A 20,380-nucleotide genomic window follows, 5' to 3' on the forward strand; every position below is an offset into this window, starting at 1 on the left:
ACTCTTAGCATCGATTGGCCATTCGCTATCGCACCTAAGTAAAGGAGCAGCTTATGCAATCCCCCCTTTCGAGTAAGCCCGTCATGTCTGGCGAACGCCTACTGGCAGCCGCCATATGAACAATATGCTGACTTCCGGCCAGACCCCATGGTTGCAGATCGTGCTGGTGATCCTGTTGGCCTCTGGTGCCGCGCTGGTCAACTACCCGCTCAGCAGCTACCGACCCACCCCTGAGAATAGCGTATTGCGGCATCAATCGATCCAGTCTGTCGATGCACGCTTATGGCAGGACCCGTTTGCCGCGATCCGCAGCGCGGAATCCAGATCAGCAAGAACCGCATGCGAGGCCAGCACCAAGGACGATTGCCCCGCAGATGCGGACATCGCGTGGCTATCCAGCTTGCGCAGCCAGTATGGTGATCAGCATGCCTTGACTCTGGGAGTGATGGTGTCCGGTGGGGCCGCTGTCGGCGACAACGAAGCCAGGCGACGCGCCCGGTATGCGGTGCTCTCCGCATTGCAGGTACAGGGATACTCGCCGGAGGATGCAGAACGCATCGGTCAGGTCAGGATAGCACCAGGCACGGCCCCCTCTTCCTGCAGCAGTGTACCGGCGAGCATACCGTTCGAGTGGCTGAGCCAGGATAACGCTGTCACAGCCAAGAAGATCCTGCTGCTGTGGCTGGATGAGCGTGCAATAAGCGAGACCCGCTTCAATGGTCAACAACTCGCCCCGGCCAACGCCAGCCTGTGCATCGCCAGCCTGCTGGCTGCCATAAGCCCGGAGCGCAATGCACTGATAGGCCCGGCTTCCTCCTCCATGCTGCTGCAGATGCTTAGCGACCTGAAACAGCCGTTAACGCCTGTATCGCCGGACGATGGAACCGCGCAACTGCCAATCAGCCAACTGGCGGTGTATTCCCCTTATGCCACCGTGGCACATGACCCCAGTGATCCCGCCTTGCACGCACGCGGATTTGCATTCCACCGCAATGTGTCCACGGACGATGTGCTGGCGGCCGTCATATTCAAGGAGTTGCATCTGCGCCGCATAGGCAAGGATTATGGCTTGAGCCCGCAGGCGCAGGCTGGTCATATCGCCCTCATCAGCCAGTGGGATACGCTGTACGCACGCCGCCTGCAACAAAGCTTCGAGGGTGACTCGCAATTTCAGACCCACCATTTTCGTTTCATGCGTGGTCTGGATGGGAAGCTGCATGACAGCAAGGAACCCACGCGCAGCGATGCAGCCAGCAGCAGGAACGGAACGCCAGACCCGGCCAGCATAGAACGTCCGGATGGTGATGCCCAGACCGATTACCTGCGCCGCATCAGTGCAGAGCTGGCCCAAAAAGACCGCCTGTTGCGCGCTGAATGCAGCCTGGGTAATCGCATACTCAAACAATGCGGCATTCGTGCCATTGGTATCCTGGCCAATGATTATTACGACAAGCTGTTGATCCTGCAGGCCTTGCGCAAGCAGTTTACAGAAGCCATTTTCTTCACTACCGACCTTGAAGCGGCGATGCTGCACCCCGCCGACAATCAACACACCCGCAATCTGCTGGTAGCGTCCAGTTTCGGTCTCGGCTTGCCCGGCATAGGGGGCTTGAGTCTGCAGGATGGTATCGCCCCATTCCGGGATAGTTATCAGACAGCGACCTTCCATGCGACACAACTGGCAGTGTGCAAGTCGCTGGCAATGCGCGATGCACGATGCGAATCTCTGAGCAATTTAAACCCTTCGGCACAGCTGTACGAGATCGGCTTGAACCAGGTCATTCCCCTGCAGACCGCAGCTGCGACTGCGGCAACAGACAGGCAATGGCCCTACTATCTGGGCTTGCTGATCGGCATCACGCTGTGGTGGGCATACCTGATCCGTTTCCCGGTAGCCATCAGCCAAGGTCAGGCCAGCCATCTGGACGGAGGCTACAAAGCCCGGTGGCAGACCATCAAACCAGCACTGCTATTGATTGGCAGCCTGGCGATCGTGCTACTTGCAGCGCGACTGATACAGCTGACCCATGAGCCACTGTACTGGCTGGAAGGCGTGAGTAGCTGGCCCAGCGAGCTACTGCGCATGCTTGCACTGATCGTGAGCTTGAGCTGCATGCTGCACTTACATCAGCGGATACGTGCCAATCAGGCGCTGCTGCACACACATTATTTTGCAGAGGATGCTGGTTGGGGTGAGCTCGACGACCCGCGCCAATACCGCGTCTGGCAAGCCTGGCAGCACTTCCGCCAGGCCAGCTTCGGCCGCGTGTTCAGACGCGCCTGCGTGCACACCACCCTGCTGATGTTCATCGGCATCTGTTTATTGCTGGCGCTGGGGCTGCCCAACACGCCAGTACGCGGCAACAGCGCCTACTACTTCAGCAATGCGCTTTATCTGATCAGCGCAGGCATGGTGATCCTGCTCATCTTCTGCGTGGCCAGCTACATCGCCAGCTGCGTGGAGCTGATCAAGGAGCTCAGTCAGGAAACACGCTGGCCGCTGCGGCAGCTGGAGAAGTTCCAGCTGCCGCAGGGGCAGGAATACCGCTTCGATGACTGGCTGGAGATCAGGATGATCGCCGAGCTGACCACACCGCTCAGCATGCTGGTGTTCTATCCCATTGCGCCACTGATGCTGCTACTGGCCTCACATAGCCAGCTGTTCGATGCCTGGGACTTCTCCCCGGCGTTCATCCTGTTGTTCGCGGTGGCATTCGGCCTGGTGTTGTTGCATGCCTGGTGGCTGCGCAATGCAGCGGAACGAGCCCGTCAGCGCGCCATCGACGGCCTCGAACTACAACTGTTGCAGCTGCATGGCATGCACACGCTGGACAACCGGCAGTCGCTGATCACGCAAGGCAACCTGATCATGAGCCGCATCGCCGCATACCGTAGCGGGGCTTTCGCCCCATTCTCGCAGCAAGCCAGTGTCCGGGCGGTGCTGTATGTGATTGGTGCCGTTTCCGGGCTCAAGCTGGCCGAATACATGACCGCTTTGAACATTTAGATCCATTACAAAACGGCTGCTTGCTGCATACAGCCTCTTACAAACCTCAGGGAGACAACATGCCATTGGAACAATTGATACTGGTTATCCTGCTTGGCGCCATGCTGGGTGCAGCTGGTCAATGTGTACGCGTCATCGCCGGCTTCAAGAAGCTGCATGGCAAGGCCGAACGTACCGGCACCTCGGTCAGTAAGCTGATCCAGCTGTCCGACCTGTACATCAGCCTGCTCATCGGCGCCGTCGCCGGTGTGCTTGGTGCGCTGTTACTATGGGAGGAGTTCCTCAACACCGATGGGCTGCAGCGCCAAACCGTATTCACACTGCTGGGCATGGGCTACGCGGGCTCCGATTTCATTGAGGCTTTCATTAAGAAATATGTGCCTGAATCGCCCTGACCCGCCTCAACGAAAACACTGGAAACATCGCTGCTCACCGCGCAAAATCCAGCAGTCAAGACTAGCCGCCAGAACAGGTAGACTAAAGGCTGGGAACCATGCCCTGTCATCAAAAATAAAGCGGGGTGGTGCATGGAAAAAACGCTGGATAATGTATATATTTGATACAGCGTTGCAAGCTTGATTATTTTTACCTTACCAGGGAGCCATCATGGCAGAAGATTTTATGAAAGACAGTAAAGAACGCGTTGCGCTTGACCTACTCAAGCTGATCGGAGAAAAGGAAGACTCCGATCCCAAGGCCGTTCGTGATCGCAGCTACTGGATCGCGCTTTATCACCATTGCTACCTCGCAGCCAACGGCGCTTCTCCCAAAGAGATCTTCGAGAAAAAATAAGCCAATTCCGCACCCATTAAAAAGCCTGCATCTGCAGGCTTTTTAATGGGTGAAGCTCGGTCTAACAGACGTCTCATTTACCGCGTGTGGGCGCACGCGCCGGGCTGCGGGCTGCAGTTTTGATTCTGGACCCGGTTCTGGCTGCAGCGGCAACCACAGGCTTGATCGGCTGCCAGGCCGGAACCAGATGCTTCTTGCCGTTACCGATCAGGTCGGCACGCCCCATCTTCTTGAGGGCTTCGCGCAACATGGGCCAGTTGTTGGGGTCATGGTAGCGGATGAAGGCTTTGTGCAAACGGCGTACGCCACCGGCTTTGGGGATGGGCACCTGTTCGCTGTCATGGGTGACCTTGCGCAGCGGGTTCTTGCCGGAGTGGTACATGGCCGTGGCCATCGCCATCGGTGTAGGCGTAAAGGTCTGCACCTGATCCAGCTTGAAATCGTATTTCTTTAGCCACAGCGCCAGGTTCAGCATGTCTTCATCGGTGGTGCCAGGGTGTGCCGCGATGAAGTACGGGATCAGGTATTGCTCCTTGCCTGCTTCTTTCGAGAATTTCTCGAACATGAGTTTGAACTCATCGTATGCGCTCATGCCCGGCTTCATCATCTTGGACAGCACATTGTCTTCGGAATGCTCGGGCGCGATCTTGAGGTAGCCGCCCACATGGTGCTGCACCAGTTCCTTGACGTATTCAGGCGAGGTCACGGCCAGGTCATAGCGCAGGCCGGAGCCGACCAGGATCTTCTTGACGCCCTTGATGGCGCGGGCCTTGCGATATAGCTGGATCAGGGCCGAATGATCGGTGTTGAGGTTCTCGCAAATGCCAGGATACACACAGGACAGCTTGCGGCAGGCCTGTTCTATGGTTTCCGATTTGCAGGCCATGCGGTACATATTCGCAGTGGGGCCGCCTAGGTCGGAGATCACGCCGGTGAAGCCTTCCACCTTGTCGCGGATCTCCACGATCTCGTTGAGGATGGATTCTTCCGAGCGGCTCTGGATGATGCGGCCTTCGTGCTCGGTGATGGAACAGAAGGTACAACCGCCGAAGCAGCCACGCATGATGTTGACCGAGAAGCGGATCATCTCCCAGGCCGGGATCCTGGCCGCGCCATAGGCTGGATGCGGCTTGCGCGCATAGGGCAGATCGTAGACGTAATCCATTTCCTTGGTGGTGAGCGGGATGGGTGGCGGGTTGAGCCACACTTCACGGTCGCCATGGCGCTGCACCAGCGCGCGCGCATTGCCAGGATTGGACTCGAGGTGCAGCACGCGCGAGGCATGCGCATACATCACCGGGTCCTGCGAGACTTCTTCATAAGCAGGCAAACGCACCACCTGCAATTCACGCGGCACCTTCTGCTTGCGCACGATCTGGATGGCACTGACGCCCGCAGGCAAGGCTGCGCTGGCGTCTATCTTGTCGTCCGTCTCGCAACTGGAACCGGCGCCCATCTTCATTTCATAGGGGTCTACATGCACATCGACCTTGCCCGGCCTGTCCATCTGCGTGGAAGCGACCTCCTGCCAGCCCTCCGGAATACGCTTGCGCAGATAAGCCGTGCCACGGATATCGGTGATCTCGCTGACCGGTTCGCCACGTGCGATACGGTGCGTGAGCTCCACCAGGGCGCGCTCGGCATTGCCGTACAACAGGATATCGGCCTTGGAATCGACCAGAATGGAGCGGCGTACCTTGTCCGACCAGTAATCATAGTGTGCGATGCGGCGCAAACTGGCTTCGATGCTACCGACCACCAAGGGCACATCGGGGTAGGCTTCGCGGCAGCGCTGGCTGTAGACCAGCACGGCACGATCCGGGCGTTTGCCCGCCGCAGCGCCCGGCGTGTAGGCATCGTCAGAACGTATCTTGCGGTCAGCCGTATAGCGGTTGACCATGGAATCCATATTGCCGGCGGTGATGCCGTAATACAGATTAGGTTTGCCCAGCGCCTTGAAGGCATCGGCAGACTGCCAGTCCGGCTGAGCGATGATGCCGACGCGGAAGCCCTGGGCTTCCAGCAAACGGCCGACCAGCGCCATGCCAAAGCTGGGATGGTCGATATAGGCGTCACCCGTGACCAGAATGATGTCGCAACTATCCCAGCCGAGCTGCTCCATTTCGGCGCGCGTCATCGGCAGCATGGCGGCGACGCCAAAGCGCTTGGCCCAGTAGGGGCGATAGGTATTGATTTGTCTCGGAGTTTCCATGAGGCGCGCATTCTACTATGTTTGCAGGATAAGCCCTAATCAATTGAATGCATGATGAAATCCAGCCTGACCGGCATTCCCGTGCATCGCCGCACCCAGCATGGGCAGGCACGGCACAAGACTCAATGGATACAGCATTCAATAAGATAATATAGGCAAACCTTATGCCTGTTTTGACACCATGATCCCTTGGCTTGCATCCGACGCCCCTTTCCCGCCACTAGAGCAGGCCCTGCAGGAACCCAACGGCCTGCTGGCCGCGAGTGCAGAACTGGATTGGCGGCGTCTGTTGCAGGCTTATCAGCGCGGCATCTTCCCGTGGTTCAATCCGGGCGAACCGGTGTTGTGGTGGAGTCCGGACCCACGCACGGTGCTCTACCCTCAGGAACTCAAGGTTTCGCGCTCGTTGAGGCAGCGCATGCGCAGGCAGGATCATGAGATCCGTTACAACACCGCGTTCGAGCGGGTCATTGCGGCCTGCGCCAGCACGCCGAGACCAGGGCAGCACGGCACCTGGATAGACCAGCAGATCATCCACGCCTATTCCGAACTGCACGCACGCGGTTATGCGCACAGCGCGGAGACCTGGATGGACGGAGAACTGGTCGGTGGCCTGTATGGCGTTAGCATAGGTAAAGTGTTCTATGGTGAATCCATGTTCCACCATGTCAGCGATGCCTCCAAACTGGCTTTCGTGCAGCTGGTGCAGGCGCTGCAGCAGGCTGGCTGTGGGCTGATCGACTGCCAGATGCACACCGCGCATCTACACCGCTTTGGTGCCAGGCCCATCCCGAGAACCCTGTTCGCACGGCAGCTGTCAGAATTGGTAGACTGTCACGTCGATTACCCCTTCTTCAACAGGAACCCCACACCCGGATCATGACGCTACCCGGCGAAAGCTCACTGCAACGCATCCAGTTCTACGCAAGTAGCAGCTATGCCTGTGGTTACCTGCCGGGCAAGCTGGCGCAGTCACTCATCGCCACACCGCACCACCTGATCGATAGCGCAGCCTACAGCGGGCTGATCCAGCTTGGGTTCAGACGCAGTGGCAAATTCGCATACCGTCCGCACTGCGAGCACTGCAATGCCTGCATCGCAGTCCGGCTGCCCGTCGCGGAGTTCAAGCCATCGCGTAGTCAGCGGCGCGCCTGGAAACAGCATCAATCCCTGAGCACCCGTATCCTGCCTCTGGAATTTCGTGAAGAGCATCATGCGCTGTATCAGCAATATCAACTGGCACGCCACAGTGATGCTGACCCGGCACAGAACAGCGCCGCCCAATACCGTGAATTCCTGGTGCAAAGCAATGTGCACAGCGTGATGGTGGAATTTCGCGACCAGGACAAGTTATGCATGGTCAGCGTAGTGGACGTCGTCGGCGATGGCCTCTCTGCGGTGTATACCTTTTATGACTGCAGTGATGTACGCAGCAGCTACGGCACCTTCAACGTGTTGTGGCTGAACGCCTGGTGCCAGGCACTGCAACTGCCTTACCTTTATCTGGGCTACTGGATCGCCGAGAGCCGGAAAATGGCCTATAAGCAGCAATTCCAGCCGCAGCAGGGGCTGATCGATGGCGAGTGGGCACCCTTGCGCATCGCACCCTCTGGCAAATAACCACAGGCCAGGCTTGCGCTACAGATCAAAGCAAGCGCAGCTTGTCCTACGAATCAAGCAAGCGCAGCTTGCGCTACAAACAAGGGCAACTAGGCTGGTTCAGAGGGAATCACCCTGTTTGCATCCAAGCTGCATAGCAATTTTCTGCATCAGTTTGAACTTTTTGCATCACAGTGATTCTTATCCACTGTCATCTCCGTTACAAACCGGCGTTCAAGGGCGAGGAAACTCGTGTTTGAGCGCCGATTTTGTTTCAGTGGCAGCAGCTTGACCTGGCAAGCTGCGCATGTGCACACTGCCAGAAACCAGCGGCTAGCATACGCCCAGTCTTGCCCTCGCTTGATCCACTTTAGCGCTCACGCTGCCTGCCCTGACCGGCAAAGCACCCATGTTACAATTGCCTCTTTTTATTTCGCGTGTGATCCCGTTGAACAAGATCGTTATCTTTGGTGTGGGGCTGATCGGCGGCTCGCTGGCCATCGCTATCCGGCAAGCACACCCTGCAGTCGAGATCGTCGGCCTGGGCCGCGATGGTGAGCTGTTGCATGCTGCGACCGAACTCGGCGTCATCGACCGCACGGCAGCTTCTATCGCGGAGGCCATGCAGGACGCCGATCTGGTGGTGATTGCCACGCCGGTGGCGCAGATACGCGCCATTTTGCAAGCCATCACGCCCCACCTGCAGGCGCATACCATCGTCACCGACGTGGGCAGCACCAAATCCGATGTATTGGCTTATGCACGACAGGCGCTCCCGGCCGACTACCGTGGCTTCGTCGCAGGCCATCCCATCGCTGGCGCAGAAAAAACCGGTGTCACGGCAGCACGTGACGGCTTGTTCCATCACAAGCATGTGGTGCTGACCCCTGATGCGCACACCAGTGCACAAGCATTACAGTCTGTGCAATCACTGTGGGAAAGCGCAGGCGCAAAGGTGGTGTGCATGAGCGCACAACAGCACGATGCGATCTTCGCAGCGGTCAGTCATTTGCCGCATCTACTCGCCTTCGCTCTGGTGAACGAACTGGCCAGTCGTGACAACCAGGTCGAGCTGTTCCGTTTTGCCGCCAGTGGCTTCCGTGATTTCACGCGCATCGCGGGCAGTTCGCCCGAAATGTGGCGTGATATCACGCTCGCCAACCGCAGCGCGCTGCTGGCCGAGCTGGACGCCTACCAAAAACAATTACGCCAATTGCAAACCCTGATCGAGCACCAGGACAGCGCGGGCCTGCTGGCCATGTTCGAACATGCCAGCCAGGCGCGCAACACCTGGGCAGAAAGCCTGCAGTCGCAATGAAACAACTCCATCTTGCCGCTGTGCATCAAGCACAAGGCAGCATCGCCCTGCCCGGCTCAAAGAGCATCTCCAACCGCATGCTGCTGCTGGCGGCCCTCGCCTCCGGCACCACCGAGATCCGCGACCTGCTGGTATCGGACGATACCGACCGCATGCTGGACGCGCTGAAATTGCTGGGTGTGCCACTGCATCATCAAAGCAAACATAGCTGGCAGGTCACCGGTGCCGATGGGCGATTCCCGGTGAAACAGGCAGCACTGTTCCTGGGCAACGCTGGGACCGTATTCCGTCCGCTGACAGCGGCACTCGCCTTCAGCGACGGTGATTATCAGCTGTCCGGTGTGGCGCGCATGCATGAACGCCCGATCGGGGATCTGGTCGATGCTTTGCGTCTGACCGGCGCTCACATCGACTATCTGCACAACCCGGGCTTTCCGCCATTGCACATCCGTCCGGGCAAGATCGTGTTCGATCAGCCAATACGCGTGCGTGGCGATGTGTCCAGCCAGTTCCTCACCGCCCTGCTGATGGCCCTGCCGCTGACCGGTCAGGACTGCACCATTGAAGTTGAGGGAGAACTGATCTCCAAACCTTATATCGAGATCACGCTGAACCTGATGGCACGCTTCGGCGTGCAGGTCAGCCGCGAAGGCTGGCAGCGCTTCCAGCTGCATGCTGGCAGCCGCTACACCAGCCCCGGCGTACTGCAGGTGGAAGGTGATGCATCCTCAGCCTCTTACTTCCTGGCCGCAGGCGCGATCGGTGGTGGCCCGGTACGCGTTACCGGGCTCAATGCGCAGAGCATACAGGGCGATGTACGTTTTGCCGATGCGCTGGCCTTGATGGGGGCGGATATTCGTTATGGTGACAACTGGATCACGGCCAGCGGCAATGGCAAGCCGCTGCGCCCCATCGACCTGGATTGCAACCACATCCCGGATGCTGCCATGACGCTGGCCATGCTGGCCTTGTTCGCGGATGGCACGTCCACCTTGCGCAATATCGCCAGCTGGCGCGTAAAAGAGACGGACCGGCTAACTGCCATGGCCACCGAACTGCGCAAGCTGGGCGCAGAGGTGGAAGAAGGTGCTGACTATATCCGTATCACACCACCCGCCAGATTGACGGCAGGCGCGGCTATCGACACCTACGACGACCACCGCATGGCCATGTGCTTTTCACTGGCCTCGCTGGGCAAGGTAGACGTCATCATCAATGACCCGGATTGTGTGGCGAAGACCTTCCCGGATTATTTCCAGCAATTGGGCACGCTGCTAAGCTGAGCTGTACGACTAAGCTAGGCAACTAAACCAGCCCACCCGACTTCAGCCGCATCACCGACAGGCCAGTCGCACCCAGGCCGCTGACTGCTAATGCACATGCCCCATGAAATTGATCTCGGCGGTATTTCCTTCTATACGCTGCCATATCTTTTCATGGAAAAAATACGCTACCGTGTTGAATGCGGGCTCCACGAGAGCGATCGCGCCACCGACCGCCACACTGCCAGTCATGACATAGCCTACGCTGAACGCAACGCTGAAGTGCACTGCCGCAAATGAAAGTGTTTTTGCCATGATGCTTCGCTCCTGTTGTCACAAATTAAATTAGAATGACGTCATCATGCCGGGGTTGGCTTGATTAATCTAATCAATTGTTTTAATTTTATCGATAGATAACAACAATCATGAACACAGCATCCATTACCGTGGTTGCCATTGACGGCCCGTCTGCGTCTGGCAAAGGCTCGGTTGCACAAAGGGTGGCAAAACATCTGGGTTACGGCTACCTGGATTCAGGGGCCTTGTACCGCATCGTTGCCCATGCCGCACAACAACAGAACGTCTCGTGGCAGGACGCCGAAGCATTGGCCGCGCTGGCGCGTGGTCTACATATCGAATTCCACGGCGAGGACGTCCTCGTCAATGGACAGGACGTAGGGGACGCCATCCGCAGTGAGGCCATGGGCAAAGGGGCCTCGGAAGTGGCCGTGCATGGCCCGCTACGCGCCGCCCTGCTGGATGTGCAGCACGATTTCCGTCAGGCACCTGGCCTGGTCGCCGATGGCCGTGACATGGCAACGGTGGTGTTCCCGGACGCCGCCATCAAGATATTCCTGACCGCTGCCGTGGAGATCCGCGCAGAGCGCCGTTACAAACAACTGCTGGCAAAAGGTGCAGCAGCAGACCTCTCCACCATACTGGAAGACCTCAAAGCCCGCGACGCACGCGACCAGCAGCGTGCCGCAGCGCCACTGGTGCAGGCAGAAGATGCCGTACTGCTGGACACCAGCGCCATCGATCTTGAGCAAAGTGTTGCGCAAGCGATTGAAATAGTAGCGAACATCAAAACTATTGCGCTATAATTACATTTCGAATTACCCCTTGATTTACAAGCGCTTGCGCCTTATTGGCAAGCCAAGCGTCCTGACTTGAATACGGGATGCACGTCGGCGCCGTGAGCACCTTACGCTCACGGTTTTTTTAATTGACCCGCTGCACGGCGGGATTATTTAGGTACTTTTTTAATGACTAACCTTTCAACCCCCTCCATGGAAAGCTTTGCCGCACTGTTTGAAGAGAGCCTTGAGCGTCAGGAAATGCGCTCCGGTGAAGTCATCACTGCAGAAGTGGTGTCCGTGGATTCCGATTTCGTCATCGTCAACGCCGGCCTCAAATCCGAGAGCGTGATCGCTGCCAGCGAGTTCCTGAACGACCGCGGCGAATTGGAAGTTAACGTTGGCGACTTCGTAAAAGTCTGCATCGAATCCCTGGAAGATGGCTATGGTTCCACCAAGCTGTCTCGCGAAAAGGCCAAGCGCCTGGCGGCATGGCTGGATCTGGAAGAAGCCATGAACGAAGCCCGTGTCATCAAGGGCATGGTCAATGGCCGCGTCAAGGGTGGCCTGACCGTGCTGGTAAACGGCATCCGTGCCTTCCTGCCCGGCTCCCTGGTTGACCTGCGTCCAGTCAAGGACACCACGCCTTACGAAAACAAGGAATGGGACTTCAAGGTCATCAAGCTGGATCGCAAGCGTAACAACGTGGTGGTTTCCCGTCGTGCCGTGCTGGAAGAAAGCATGGGCGCAGACCGCGAAGCACTGCTGGCCAACCTGAAGGAAGGCGCAGTGGTCAAGGGTATCGTCAAGAACATCACCGACTACGGCGCGTTCGTGGATCTGGGTGGTATCGACGGCCTGCTGCACATCACCGATCTGGCATGGCGCCGCGTCAAGCACCCATCCGAAGTGCTGACCGTAGGTGAAGAAGTTGAAGCCAAGATCCTGAAGTTCGATCAAGAGAAGAACCGCGTTTCCCTGGGCATCAAGCAACTGGGTGATGATCCATGGGTCGCACTGAGCCGCCGTTACCCAACCAGCACCCGCCTGTTCGGCAAGGTGACCAACCTGACCGACTACGGTGCGTTCGTTGAAATCGAGCCAGGTATCGAAGGTCTGGTCCACGTGTCCGAAATGGATTGGACCAACAAGAACGTGCATCCTGCCAAGATCGCCCAACTGGGTGACGAAGTAGAAGTCATGATCCTGGAGATCGACGAAGACCGCCGCCGCCTGTCCCTGGGCATGAAGCAATGCCAGGCTAACCCATGGGATGATTTTGCTGCTTCCCACAAGAAGGGTGACAAGGTCAGCGGTCAGATCAAGTCCATCACCGACTTCGGCGTGTTCATCGGCCTGCCTGGTGGCATCGATGGCCTGGTCCACCTGTCTGACCTGTCCTGGAACCAGACTGGCGAAGAAGCCATCCGCAACTTCAAGAAGGGCGACGAACTGTCCGCCATCGTGCTGAGCATCGATGTCGAGAAGGAGCGCATCTCCCTGGGCGTCAAGCAAATGGACAACGATCCATTCAATGCTTACACCACCGTCAACGACAAGGGCGCTGTCGTCAAGGGCACCGTCAAGGCTGTTGAAGAAAAGGGTGCCGTGATTCAGCTGGACGGCGAAGTTGAAGGTTATGTACGTGCTTCCGAAATCTCCAAGGAGAAGGTCACGGACGTCGCCAGCGTACTGAGCGTGGGCCAGGAGATCGAAGCACGCATCACCAACATCGACCGCAAGAGCCGCAGCATCAGCCTGTCCATCAAGGCCAAGGACCAAGCCGACGAAGCTGACGTCATGCAAAAGCTCAGCAATGAGGGTGCCGCTGGCACCACCAACCTGGGTGCACTGCTGAAAGCCAAGCTGGATGGCAAGAACAACGAGTAAGTTGTTCAAGAGTTAAAGGTCTCACCATGACAAAATCAGAGCTGATTGCCAATCTGGCAGCCCGATTTCCGCAACTGGTGGTCAAGGATGCCGAACTTTCGGTCAAAACCATCCTTGACGCCATGGCGGATAATCTGGCCACAGGTGAACGCATCGAGATCCGGGGTTTCGGTAGTTTCAGTCTGAACTACCGCCCCCCGCGTCTGGGCCGTAATCCCAAGACTGGCACCAAGGTGCAGGTACCCGAGAAGTATGTACCGCATTTCAAGGCCGGCAAGGAATTGCGCGAACGCGTCGATCTCGAATAAGCCTATGCACTTTGTGCAGCGGACGCAGTATTCGCCGCACAACCCCCTATAACGACAGCCTCTGTGCTGTCGTTTTTTTATGTCGGCCAGTTCACATCCCCAGTGATGAGCTACAGCCACGATTAACGTTAGCGCCCGGCTAAGGTAGAATCAGGGCATGCGAGCCACTTATCTGTTTTTCACCGCTGTCCTGTTCATCCTGCTGCTCGGCTTTGCGCTCAAAAATGCTGACCTGGTCGAACTGCAGTACTACCTGGGATTCAGCTGGCGCGCACCTTTGTCGCTGATGCTGTTGATCACCTTTGGTCTGGGCATCCTGTTCGGCATCGTCGCCTGTCTGACGCCGCTTATCCGCCAGCGCCGTCAACTGCTGGCCTACCAGCGCGAACTGAAATCCCTGCGCGGCGATAGCTGACGCTCACCCCGGAAAGAACCTCACATGGAATTCGAACTCTGGTGGCTACTGGTATTGCCACTGTTCTTTACGCTGGGATGGCTGGCGGCCCGCGTCGACATCAAGCAACTGCTGTCCGAATCCAGCCAGTTGCCAGCCGCTTATTTCAAGGGCCTCAATTTCCTGATCAGCGACCAGCATGACAAGGCCGTGGAAGCCTTCGTGGAAGCGGTGGAAGCCAACGCCGACTCCATCGAACTGCACTTCGCGCTAGGCAGCCTGTTCCGCAGGCGCGGTGAGGTGGATCGCGCCATCCACCTGCACCTGAGCCTGCTGGAACGCAAGGAACTGCCAGACCTGCAAAAACAAGCCGTGATCGCCGAACTGGCACAGGACTACCTCAAGGCAGGCCTGCTGGATCGTGCCGAAGAATTATATAAATCCCTGACCGACAGCCGCTACAAACAGCCTGCGCTGCGTGCGCTGCTGGAGATCTTCGTGCGTGAACGCGAGTGGGAACGCGCCATCGGCATCGCTACCGAGCTGGAACGCATGTCCGGCGTGCCCTTCCGCAAAGAGATCGCGCAGTACTACTGCGAACTGGCGGTAAAAGCCATCCTCAACAATGATAGCGACAGCGCACGCGCCAAGCTGCAACAGGCACTGTCGGCCAATGCCAACTGTGTGCGTGCCAATGTCATGCTGGGCGAAATCGCCGCCACGGCGGGCGAACACGAGCTGGCCATCTCGGCCTGGAAGCATATCGAATTCCAGCAGCCGGATTATCTGGGCCTGGTCGCCAACAAACTGATGGCCAGCTACCGCGCGCTGGGGCGCATGCAGGAAGGCCTCAATCTGCTCAATACCTACCTGCAAACCTACAAGACGCCCGCCCTGCGCAGCGTGCTGTATGAACTGACCCTGCTCGAACACGGCGCCGAAAGCGCAGCGCGACTGGCGCGTGACGAACTGGCCAAAAAACCCAGCCTGAAGACGCTGGACCAGCTATTGCAAGCACGCGCAGCGCTGGAACAGAGCGCAGACACGCATCTGATGCAGCAGACCGTGAAACTGGCACTGGGCAACCGCAATGCCTACTGCTGCAGCCAGTGCGGTTTCCGGGCGCGTCACTATCACTGGCAATGCCCGGCCTGCAACACCTGGGAATCCCTGCCCGCAGATCCGGAAGAAAGTAACACATGAGTCATGACCGCAAGATCGTCGTCGCGCTGGACTATGCGGATGCCGCCTCTGCGCTGGCACTGGCCAGTCAGCTCGACCCCCGCCTGTGCCGCGTCAAGGTCGGGAAAGAGCTGTTCACCGCCAGTGGCCCGCAGCTGATCGAGGCTTTGCATAAGCTGGGGCATCAGGTGTTTCTGGATCTGAAATTCCATGACATTCCGACCACGGCAGGCAAAGCCTGCGAAGCCGCCAGTCGGCTGGGCGTATGGATGCTGAATGTGCATGCCTCAGGCGGCATCGCCATGATGCAGGCGGCACGCGAAGGCGTATTGCGCAGTGGACAATCGCCATTGCTGATCGCAGTGACCGTGCTGACCAGCATGGATCAGGATGGATTGAAAGCGCTCGGCGTGCAGCGCAGCGTGGTGGAGCAGGTGGCGCACCTGGCGGGCATGACGCAACAGGCCGGGCTGGACGGCGTGGTGTGTTCGGCTCAGGAAGCAGCCATGCTGAGAGCACAGCATGATGCCGATTTCTGCCTGGTCACACCCGGCATACGTCCTGCCGATGCCAGCCTGGACGACCAGTCTCGCGTGGTCACGCCACAGCAAGCCTTGCGCAATGGCGCCAGCTATCTGGTGATCGGGCGGCCCATCACCAAGGCCGCCGACCCCTTGCTGGCACTGCAAACCATACAGGCCGGCATCGCCGCCTAGTCTGGTTCGGTCATCCCCGCCTGTGCGGGACTAGTCTAGCGTTCACTCCGTGTGATGGAACAACTGCGCTATCACTCGCTGGCTACACGCGTGCGTGCCAGCGGCGGATTGCTGGCAAAGTACTTCTTGATCCCCGACAGGATGGAGGCCGCCATTCTTTGCTGGTAAGCCGCATCGTTCAGCTTGCGCTCCTCTTCCGGGTTGCTGATGAACGCCGTTTCCACCAGGATGGACGGAATATCTGGTGATTTCAGCACCGCAAAACCGGCTTGTTCCACATGCGGTTTATGCAGGGTGTTGATCTCGCCGATGTGACCCAGCACGGATTTCCCCAGTTTCAGGCTGTCATTGATGGTGGCGGTCTGTGACAGATCCAGCAGGGTACGCGCCAGATAAGGGTCTTTCACATCCAGATTCACACCGCCTATCAGGTCCGATTCATTTTCCTTGTTGGCCAGATAGCGCGCCGACGCACTGGTGGCCCCGCGCTCAGACAAGGCAAACACCGATGAGCCACGCGCTTCCGGCCGTGTGAAGGCATCTGCGTGTATGGAAATGAACAGGTCTGCCCTGAGTTTGCGTGCCTTGACCACGCGGCCATGCAGCGGAATGAAGTAATCACCATCACGCGTCAGCACGGCACGCATATTGGGCTCGGCATCGATGAGCGCTTTGAGCTTTTTTGCGATCGCCAGCGTGATGTGCTTTTCATGCGTGCCGGTAGCACCACGCGCGCCCGGGTCTTCCCCACCATGCCCGGCATCCAGTGCGATGGTGATCAGCCGTGGATCGGTTTTGTTCTGCACTACCGGAGGCGTGACGGCAGGCGGGACGGAGGCAGGGACTTCGGCGGCTGGCGCAGCGTTGGCCACCGTGGGTTCAGTTGAGGCAGGAGTGCTGGCGACTTCCGCCGCAGCGGCTGCGTCCACACCAGCAGCAGGACCAAGGACAGGGTCCAGCACAGCGCCAGGACTGGTGGCACTGCCGCCCTTCTCCAGCTGCTGCAGCATGGCCATCAGAGGGTCGTGTTCAGGGTAGATATCCAGCACCAGCCTATGCTTGTATTCACCGGCTGGTGGCAATTGCGACAGCTGCGGCTTGATCTCGGCCTTCAGGTCGATGACCACACGCACCACGCCAGGCTTGAAGTTACCCAGACGGATCTGCTGGATATAAGGATCGTTCTGCTGGACTTTTTCAGGCAGGGATTTGAACACTGCATCCAGCTCCACACCGTCCAGATCCAGGACCAGACGCTCGGGATTGCTGAGGCGCGTCATGGTGTGACTGAGCGGCTGCGCAGCTTCCAGTGTGATGCGGGTGTAATCCGCGGCTGGCCAGACACGCGTCGCGATGAGCTTGTCTGCTGCAAACGCGGTGTGTTGCATCAGCAACAGCAGCAAGACAAGGATTCTAGTCATGGACAAATTCTGCCAGACATTGCCGGCCAGGACCAGAATTGGCGGTTAAACCAATTTCCCTGCCCTCGCCCTCCAAACTCAAGCTGACATCGATATCTGCGGCCGGCAGCAAGGCACTGGCGCGCTGCGGCCATTCCACCAGGCACAGGGACTGGGCATTGAAATAGTCGCGAAAGCCAGCCGATTCCCACTCTTCTGCGTCGTTGAAGCGGTACAGATCGAAATGGTAGACCGGCATGTCGGCGATCAGATAAGGTTCGACCAGCGTGTAGGTCGGGCTCTTGACCTTGCCAGCATGGCCGAGAGCGCCAAGCAGCGCCCGCACCAGCGTGGTCTTGCCGGCACCAAGGTCGCCATGCAGGTAGATGGTGAGGCCAGGGCGGACGATACGCGCCAGCGCTGCGCCCAGGGCCAGCGTGGCTGCTTCGTCCTTCAGAATACGTGTAAACTCTTGCGCCATATGGAGGATAACGACTTAATCCAGCTTGCAGCCGACATCAAACGCTGGGGCATTGCGCTCGGCTTCAGCCAGGTTGCGATTACGGACACCGATCTGTCTTTCGCGGAACAGCGGCACCAGGCGTGGACAGCCAAAGGCTACCATGGCGAGATGGATTATATGGTAAAACACGGCACCAAACGCACGCGGCCGGATGAATTGGTGCCGGGCACACGCCGCGTGATCTCGGTACGCATGGATTATCTGCCACCACAGGCACGTGACAGCCAGCAAGTACTGGACGACCGCTCACGCGCTTATATCTCGCGCTATGCACTGGGCCGCGATTACCACAAAGTGATGCGCGCGCGTCTGCAGAAACTGTGCGAGCGCATCAACAGCCAGATCGGCAGCTTTGCTTACCGGGTGTTCAGCGACAGTGCGCCGGTGCTGGAAGTCGAACTGGCCCAGAAAGCCGGCCTGGGTTGGCGCGGCAAACACACCTTGCTGCTTTCGCGCGAAGGCGGCTCCTGGTTCTTTCTGGGCGAGATCTACACCGATCTGCCACTGCCCATCGATACGCCTGGCCAGAACCATTGCGGCAGTTGCAACGCCTGCCTGGACGCATGCCCGACCGGCGCCATCGTGGCACCATACGAAGTGGACGCACGCCGCTGTATCTCCTACCTTACCATCGAGCTCAAAGGCAGCATCCCGGAAGCACTGCGCCCGTTGATCGGCAACCGTGTGTATGGCTGTGACGACTGCCAGCTATGCTGCCCCTGGAACAAATTCGCCAAACTCACGCCGCAGCAGGACTTTCAGGTGCGGCATGGGCTGGACGACGTGAGTCTGGTCCAGCTGTTCATGTGGGACGAGCCAGAGTTCAACAGCAAGATGGCCGGCAGTGCCATCTATCGCATCGGTTACCTGCAATGGCTGCGCAATCTGGCTGTGGGTCTGGGCAATGCCGAAACCACGCCAGAGGTCGTTTCTGCCCTGCAAAGCCGTGCGGATAGTGACGATGACACCCTGCGCGAACACGTGCGCTGGGCACTGGCTCAGCATCACACGAGACAAGCCGTCAACAGCCCGCTATAATCCGCCGCTTCAATTACTTAGGCCGCATTCCTTGTCCACTTCTGTGCTGTTCCGCCGCCTGACCTGGCTGCTGTTCGCAGGCTTGATCCTGTTCGTTGTATTCACCTTCGACCAGCACGGCATCAGCAACGATGAAGAGGTGCAACATGTGTATGGCCGTCTGCTGCTGGATTTCTACCGCTCCGGCTTCACCGACCTGTCCGCCTTCGATTACCGCAATCTGTATCTGTACGGCGGCCTGTTCGACCTGATCGCCGCCCTGCTGGAATGGTGGGGGCTGGTGTGGATCTGGGATCTGCGCCATCTGCTGTCCGCCGCCTTCGGCCTGCTCGGCATGGTGGCCAGTTACCGGCTGGCCAAACTGCTGGGTGGCGAGCCTGCCGGTTTTCTGGTGGTGCTATTGCTTGCCATCACCGGCGCCTGGTCGGGCGCCATGTTCACCCATACCAAGGACATCCCGTTCGCCGCCTGCATGATCTGGGCGCTGTATTACACGGTACGCCTGCTGATGGCATTGCCCAAACCGTCCATCGCGCTGAGCATCAAGCTGGGCGTCGCTGTGGGCCTGGCGCTGGGTCTGCGCATAGGTGGCGCTTTTGCGGTGATCTACCTGCTGCTGATGGTGCTGCTGGCAGGTGGCCTGATGACCAGCGGCTGGGCGGCGCGCTGGCGCTATTATGGCAATACCGTGCTGCATCTGCTGCCCGCAGGTCTCACTGCCCTGCTGCTGATGGCAGTTTGCTGGCCATGGTCGGTGATGGGCCCGGACCATCTGCTGCAAGCCGCGCGCGCCTTCTCGCATTTCAGCTTCAACATGCTCACCGTGCTGGATGGTGAAACCATGTCCATAGGGGCCGTGCCCAGGAGCTACCTGGCCGCCTATCTGGGCGTGCGCTTGCCCGAACTGTTCCTGCTGGGTTTGCTGCTGATCGTGATCGCGGCACTGCGCCAACGCAGGGCCATCCTGATAGCGCTGCGTCATGCCGATGCGCATACACTGGCCTGGCTGACCCTGGTCACTGGTGCGCTGTTCCCACTGCTGTTCATCCTGCTGGACCGCCCTGCGCTTTATAACGGTATCCGTCACTTCACCTTCATCCTGCCGCCATTGGCGATCTTGGCCGCACTGGGCCTGAGCCTGACCTGGCAGCAATTTCGTGGCAAATGGACACGCTTGACTGCAGCGCTGGTCGCCCTATTGCTGCTGGCCAACACCAGCGCCATGTTGTACCAGCTGCACCCGTATCAGTATGTTTACTACAATGGGCTCGCAGGCAGCTTCGCTGAAGCCGAAGATGACTGGGAAGGGGATTACTGGTCCAGCAGCCTGCGCGAGGCCAGCGAGGCGCTGGAGCACTATGTTCCGGACGACAGCCGTCCCGCCGCAACTCGCTACAAAGTCGCTGTGTGTGCCGAAGCCATCCAGGCCGACGCTTATCTGGATGGCCGTTTTCAGGTGACCACAGACTGGGTGGCCGCCGACTTTTTCATTTCCACCACCAGCATGCACTGCGACAAGGTACTGCAGGGCAAGGTGATCGCCGAGGTGGAGCGCATGGATACGCGACTCGCCGTGGTGAAGGACAGGCGCATGCTGACTGGCCTGCAACGCCGCCCACGCCCGGCGCCACGTTGATGCTGCTGTTGATCTTTACACCTAGCA

19 protein-coding genes are annotated in these 20,380 nt (G+C 58.6%); 15 read left to right on the plus strand and 4 right to left on the minus strand.

From position 1 onward, the window contains the following. Positions 1-115 precede the first annotated feature (115 nt). The 3 genes from ED236_RS01790 to ED236_RS01800 all read left to right on the plus strand — a co-directional run bounded on the left by ED236_RS01790 (position 116) and on the right by ED236_RS01800 (position 3,799). Entirely contained in the window at positions 116-3,007 is a 2,892-nt protein-coding gene (locus ED236_RS01790) for a hypothetical protein (RefSeq protein ID WP_123236220.1), read from the plus strand. A 59-nt stretch (positions 3,008-3,066) separates the two neighbouring features. Further along, positions 3,067-3,402: a hypothetical protein gene (locus tag ED236_RS01795; RefSeq protein ID WP_123236221.1), complete on the plus strand. Its 336-nt coding sequence runs from the start codon at positions 3,067-3,069 to the stop codon at positions 3,400-3,402. A gap of 211 nt (positions 3,403-3,613) precedes the next feature. Continuing rightward, entirely contained in the window at positions 3,614-3,799 is a 186-nt protein-coding gene (locus ED236_RS01800) for a hypothetical protein (protein ID WP_123236222.1), read from the plus strand. A 73-nt stretch (positions 3,800-3,872) separates the two neighbouring features. Here the strand turns inward: ED236_RS01800 and ED236_RS01805 are convergent, their stop codons facing one another. Then, positions 3,873-6,011 (minus strand): YgiQ family radical SAM protein, encoded by a 2,139-nt coding sequence (locus tag ED236_RS01805; protein WP_123236223.1) that lies wholly within the window; start codon positions 6,009-6,011, stop codon positions 3,873-3,875. 181 nt (positions 6,012-6,192) lie between these two features. On the opposite strand from ED236_RS01805, the gene aat reads away from it, so the two are divergent. The 4 genes from aat to aroA all read left to right on the plus strand — a co-directional run bounded on the left by aat (position 6,193) and on the right by aroA (position 10,211). Continuing rightward, entirely contained in the window at positions 6,193-6,894 is a 702-nt protein-coding gene (aat, locus tag ED236_RS01810; protein WP_123236224.1) for a leucyl/phenylalanyl-tRNA--protein transferase, read from the plus strand. Then, positions 6,891-7,631: an arginyltransferase gene (locus ED236_RS01815; RefSeq protein ID WP_123236225.1), complete on the plus strand. Its 741-nt coding sequence runs from the start codon at positions 6,891-6,893 to the stop codon at positions 7,629-7,631. The genes aat and ED236_RS01815 overlap by 4 nt, the downstream gene beginning before the upstream one ends. Before the next feature lie 388 nt (positions 7,632-8,019). After that, a complete protein-coding gene (locus ED236_RS01820; RefSeq protein WP_240031985.1) occupies positions 8,020-8,928 on the plus strand; it encodes a prephenate dehydrogenase in 909 nt (302 codons plus the stop codon). After that, positions 8,925-10,211: a 3-phosphoshikimate 1-carboxyvinyltransferase gene (gene aroA, locus ED236_RS01825; protein ID WP_123236226.1), complete on the plus strand. Its 1,287-nt coding sequence runs from the start codon at positions 8,925-8,927 to the stop codon at positions 10,209-10,211. Before ED236_RS01820 ends, aroA begins: the two co-directional genes overlap by 4 nt. Positions 10,212-10,298: 87 nt before the next feature. Here the strand turns inward: aroA and ED236_RS01830 are convergent, their stop codons facing one another. Further along, entirely contained in the window at positions 10,299-10,505 is a 207-nt protein-coding gene (locus ED236_RS01830; RefSeq protein WP_123236227.1) for a DUF2061 domain-containing protein, read from the minus strand. Between the two features lie 110 nt (positions 10,506-10,615). On the opposite strand from ED236_RS01830, the gene cmk reads away from it, so the two are divergent. From cmk to pyrF, 6 genes are all read left to right on the plus strand, one after another. Continuing rightward, on the plus strand, positions 10,616-11,293 hold the full coding sequence (cmk, locus tag ED236_RS01835; RefSeq protein ID WP_123236228.1) for a (d)CMP kinase: 678 nt from the start codon (positions 10,616-10,618) through the stop codon (positions 11,291-11,293). A gap of 162 nt (positions 11,294-11,455) precedes the next feature. Next, positions 11,456-13,156: a 30S ribosomal protein S1 gene (rpsA, locus tag ED236_RS01840; protein WP_123236229.1), complete on the plus strand. Its 1,701-nt coding sequence runs from the start codon at positions 11,456-11,458 to the stop codon at positions 13,154-13,156. A 26-nt stretch (positions 13,157-13,182) separates the two neighbouring features. Next, on the plus strand, positions 13,183-13,464 hold the full coding sequence (locus ED236_RS01845) for an integration host factor subunit beta (protein WP_123236230.1): 282 nt from the start codon (positions 13,183-13,185) through the stop codon (positions 13,462-13,464). Between the two features lie 157 nt (positions 13,465-13,621). Then, positions 13,622-13,879 carry a LapA family protein gene (locus ED236_RS01850; RefSeq protein WP_123236231.1) on the plus strand — a complete coding sequence of 86 codons (258 nt, stop codon included), beginning with the start codon at positions 13,622-13,624 and terminating at the stop codon, positions 13,877-13,879. Between the two features lie 24 nt (positions 13,880-13,903). After that, positions 13,904-15,061, plus strand: a complete 1,158-nt coding sequence (gene lapB, locus ED236_RS01855) for a lipopolysaccharide assembly protein LapB (protein WP_123236232.1) — start codon at positions 13,904-13,906, stop codon at positions 15,059-15,061. After that, the gene (gene pyrF / locus ED236_RS01860) at positions 15,058-15,756 is read left to right on the plus strand and encodes an orotidine-5'-phosphate decarboxylase (RefSeq protein ID WP_123236233.1); all 699 of its coding nucleotides are present in this window, start codon (positions 15,058-15,060) and stop codon (positions 15,754-15,756) included. Before lapB ends, pyrF begins: the two co-directional genes overlap by 4 nt. A 71-nt stretch (positions 15,757-15,827) precedes the next feature. Here the strand turns inward: pyrF and ED236_RS01865 are convergent, their stop codons facing one another. Beyond that, positions 15,828-17,177 (minus strand): N-acetylmuramoyl-L-alanine amidase, encoded by a 1,350-nt coding sequence (locus ED236_RS01865; RefSeq protein ID WP_123236234.1) that lies wholly within the window; start codon positions 17,175-17,177, stop codon positions 15,828-15,830. Continuing rightward, the gene (gene tsaE / locus ED236_RS01870; protein ID WP_240031986.1) at positions 17,170-17,637 is read right to left on the minus strand and encodes a tRNA (adenosine(37)-N6)-threonylcarbamoyltransferase complex ATPase subunit type 1 TsaE; all 468 of its coding nucleotides are present in this window, start codon (positions 17,635-17,637) and stop codon (positions 17,170-17,172) included. Before tsaE ends, ED236_RS01865 begins: the two co-directional genes overlap by 8 nt. On the opposite strand from tsaE, the gene queG reads away from it, so the two are divergent. Together queG and ED236_RS01880 are read left to right on the plus strand one after the other, a co-directional pair. Then, positions 17,638-18,717 (plus strand): tRNA epoxyqueuosine(34) reductase QueG, encoded by a 1,080-nt coding sequence (gene queG / locus ED236_RS01875; protein WP_240031987.1) that lies wholly within the window; start codon positions 17,638-17,640, stop codon positions 18,715-18,717. Positions 18,718-18,748: 31 nt separating this feature from the next. Next, on the plus strand, positions 18,749-20,353 hold the full coding sequence (locus ED236_RS01880; protein ID WP_240031988.1) for an ArnT family glycosyltransferase: 1,605 nt from the start codon (positions 18,749-18,751) through the stop codon (positions 20,351-20,353). Positions 20,354-20,380 lie beyond the last annotated feature (27 nt).

The sequence above is a fragment of the Pseudomethylobacillus aquaticus genome (assembly GCF_003730115.1).
In the GTDB taxonomy this organism is placed as follows: domain Bacteria; phylum Pseudomonadota; class Gammaproteobacteria; order Burkholderiales; family Methylophilaceae; genus Pseudomethylobacillus; species Pseudomethylobacillus aquaticus.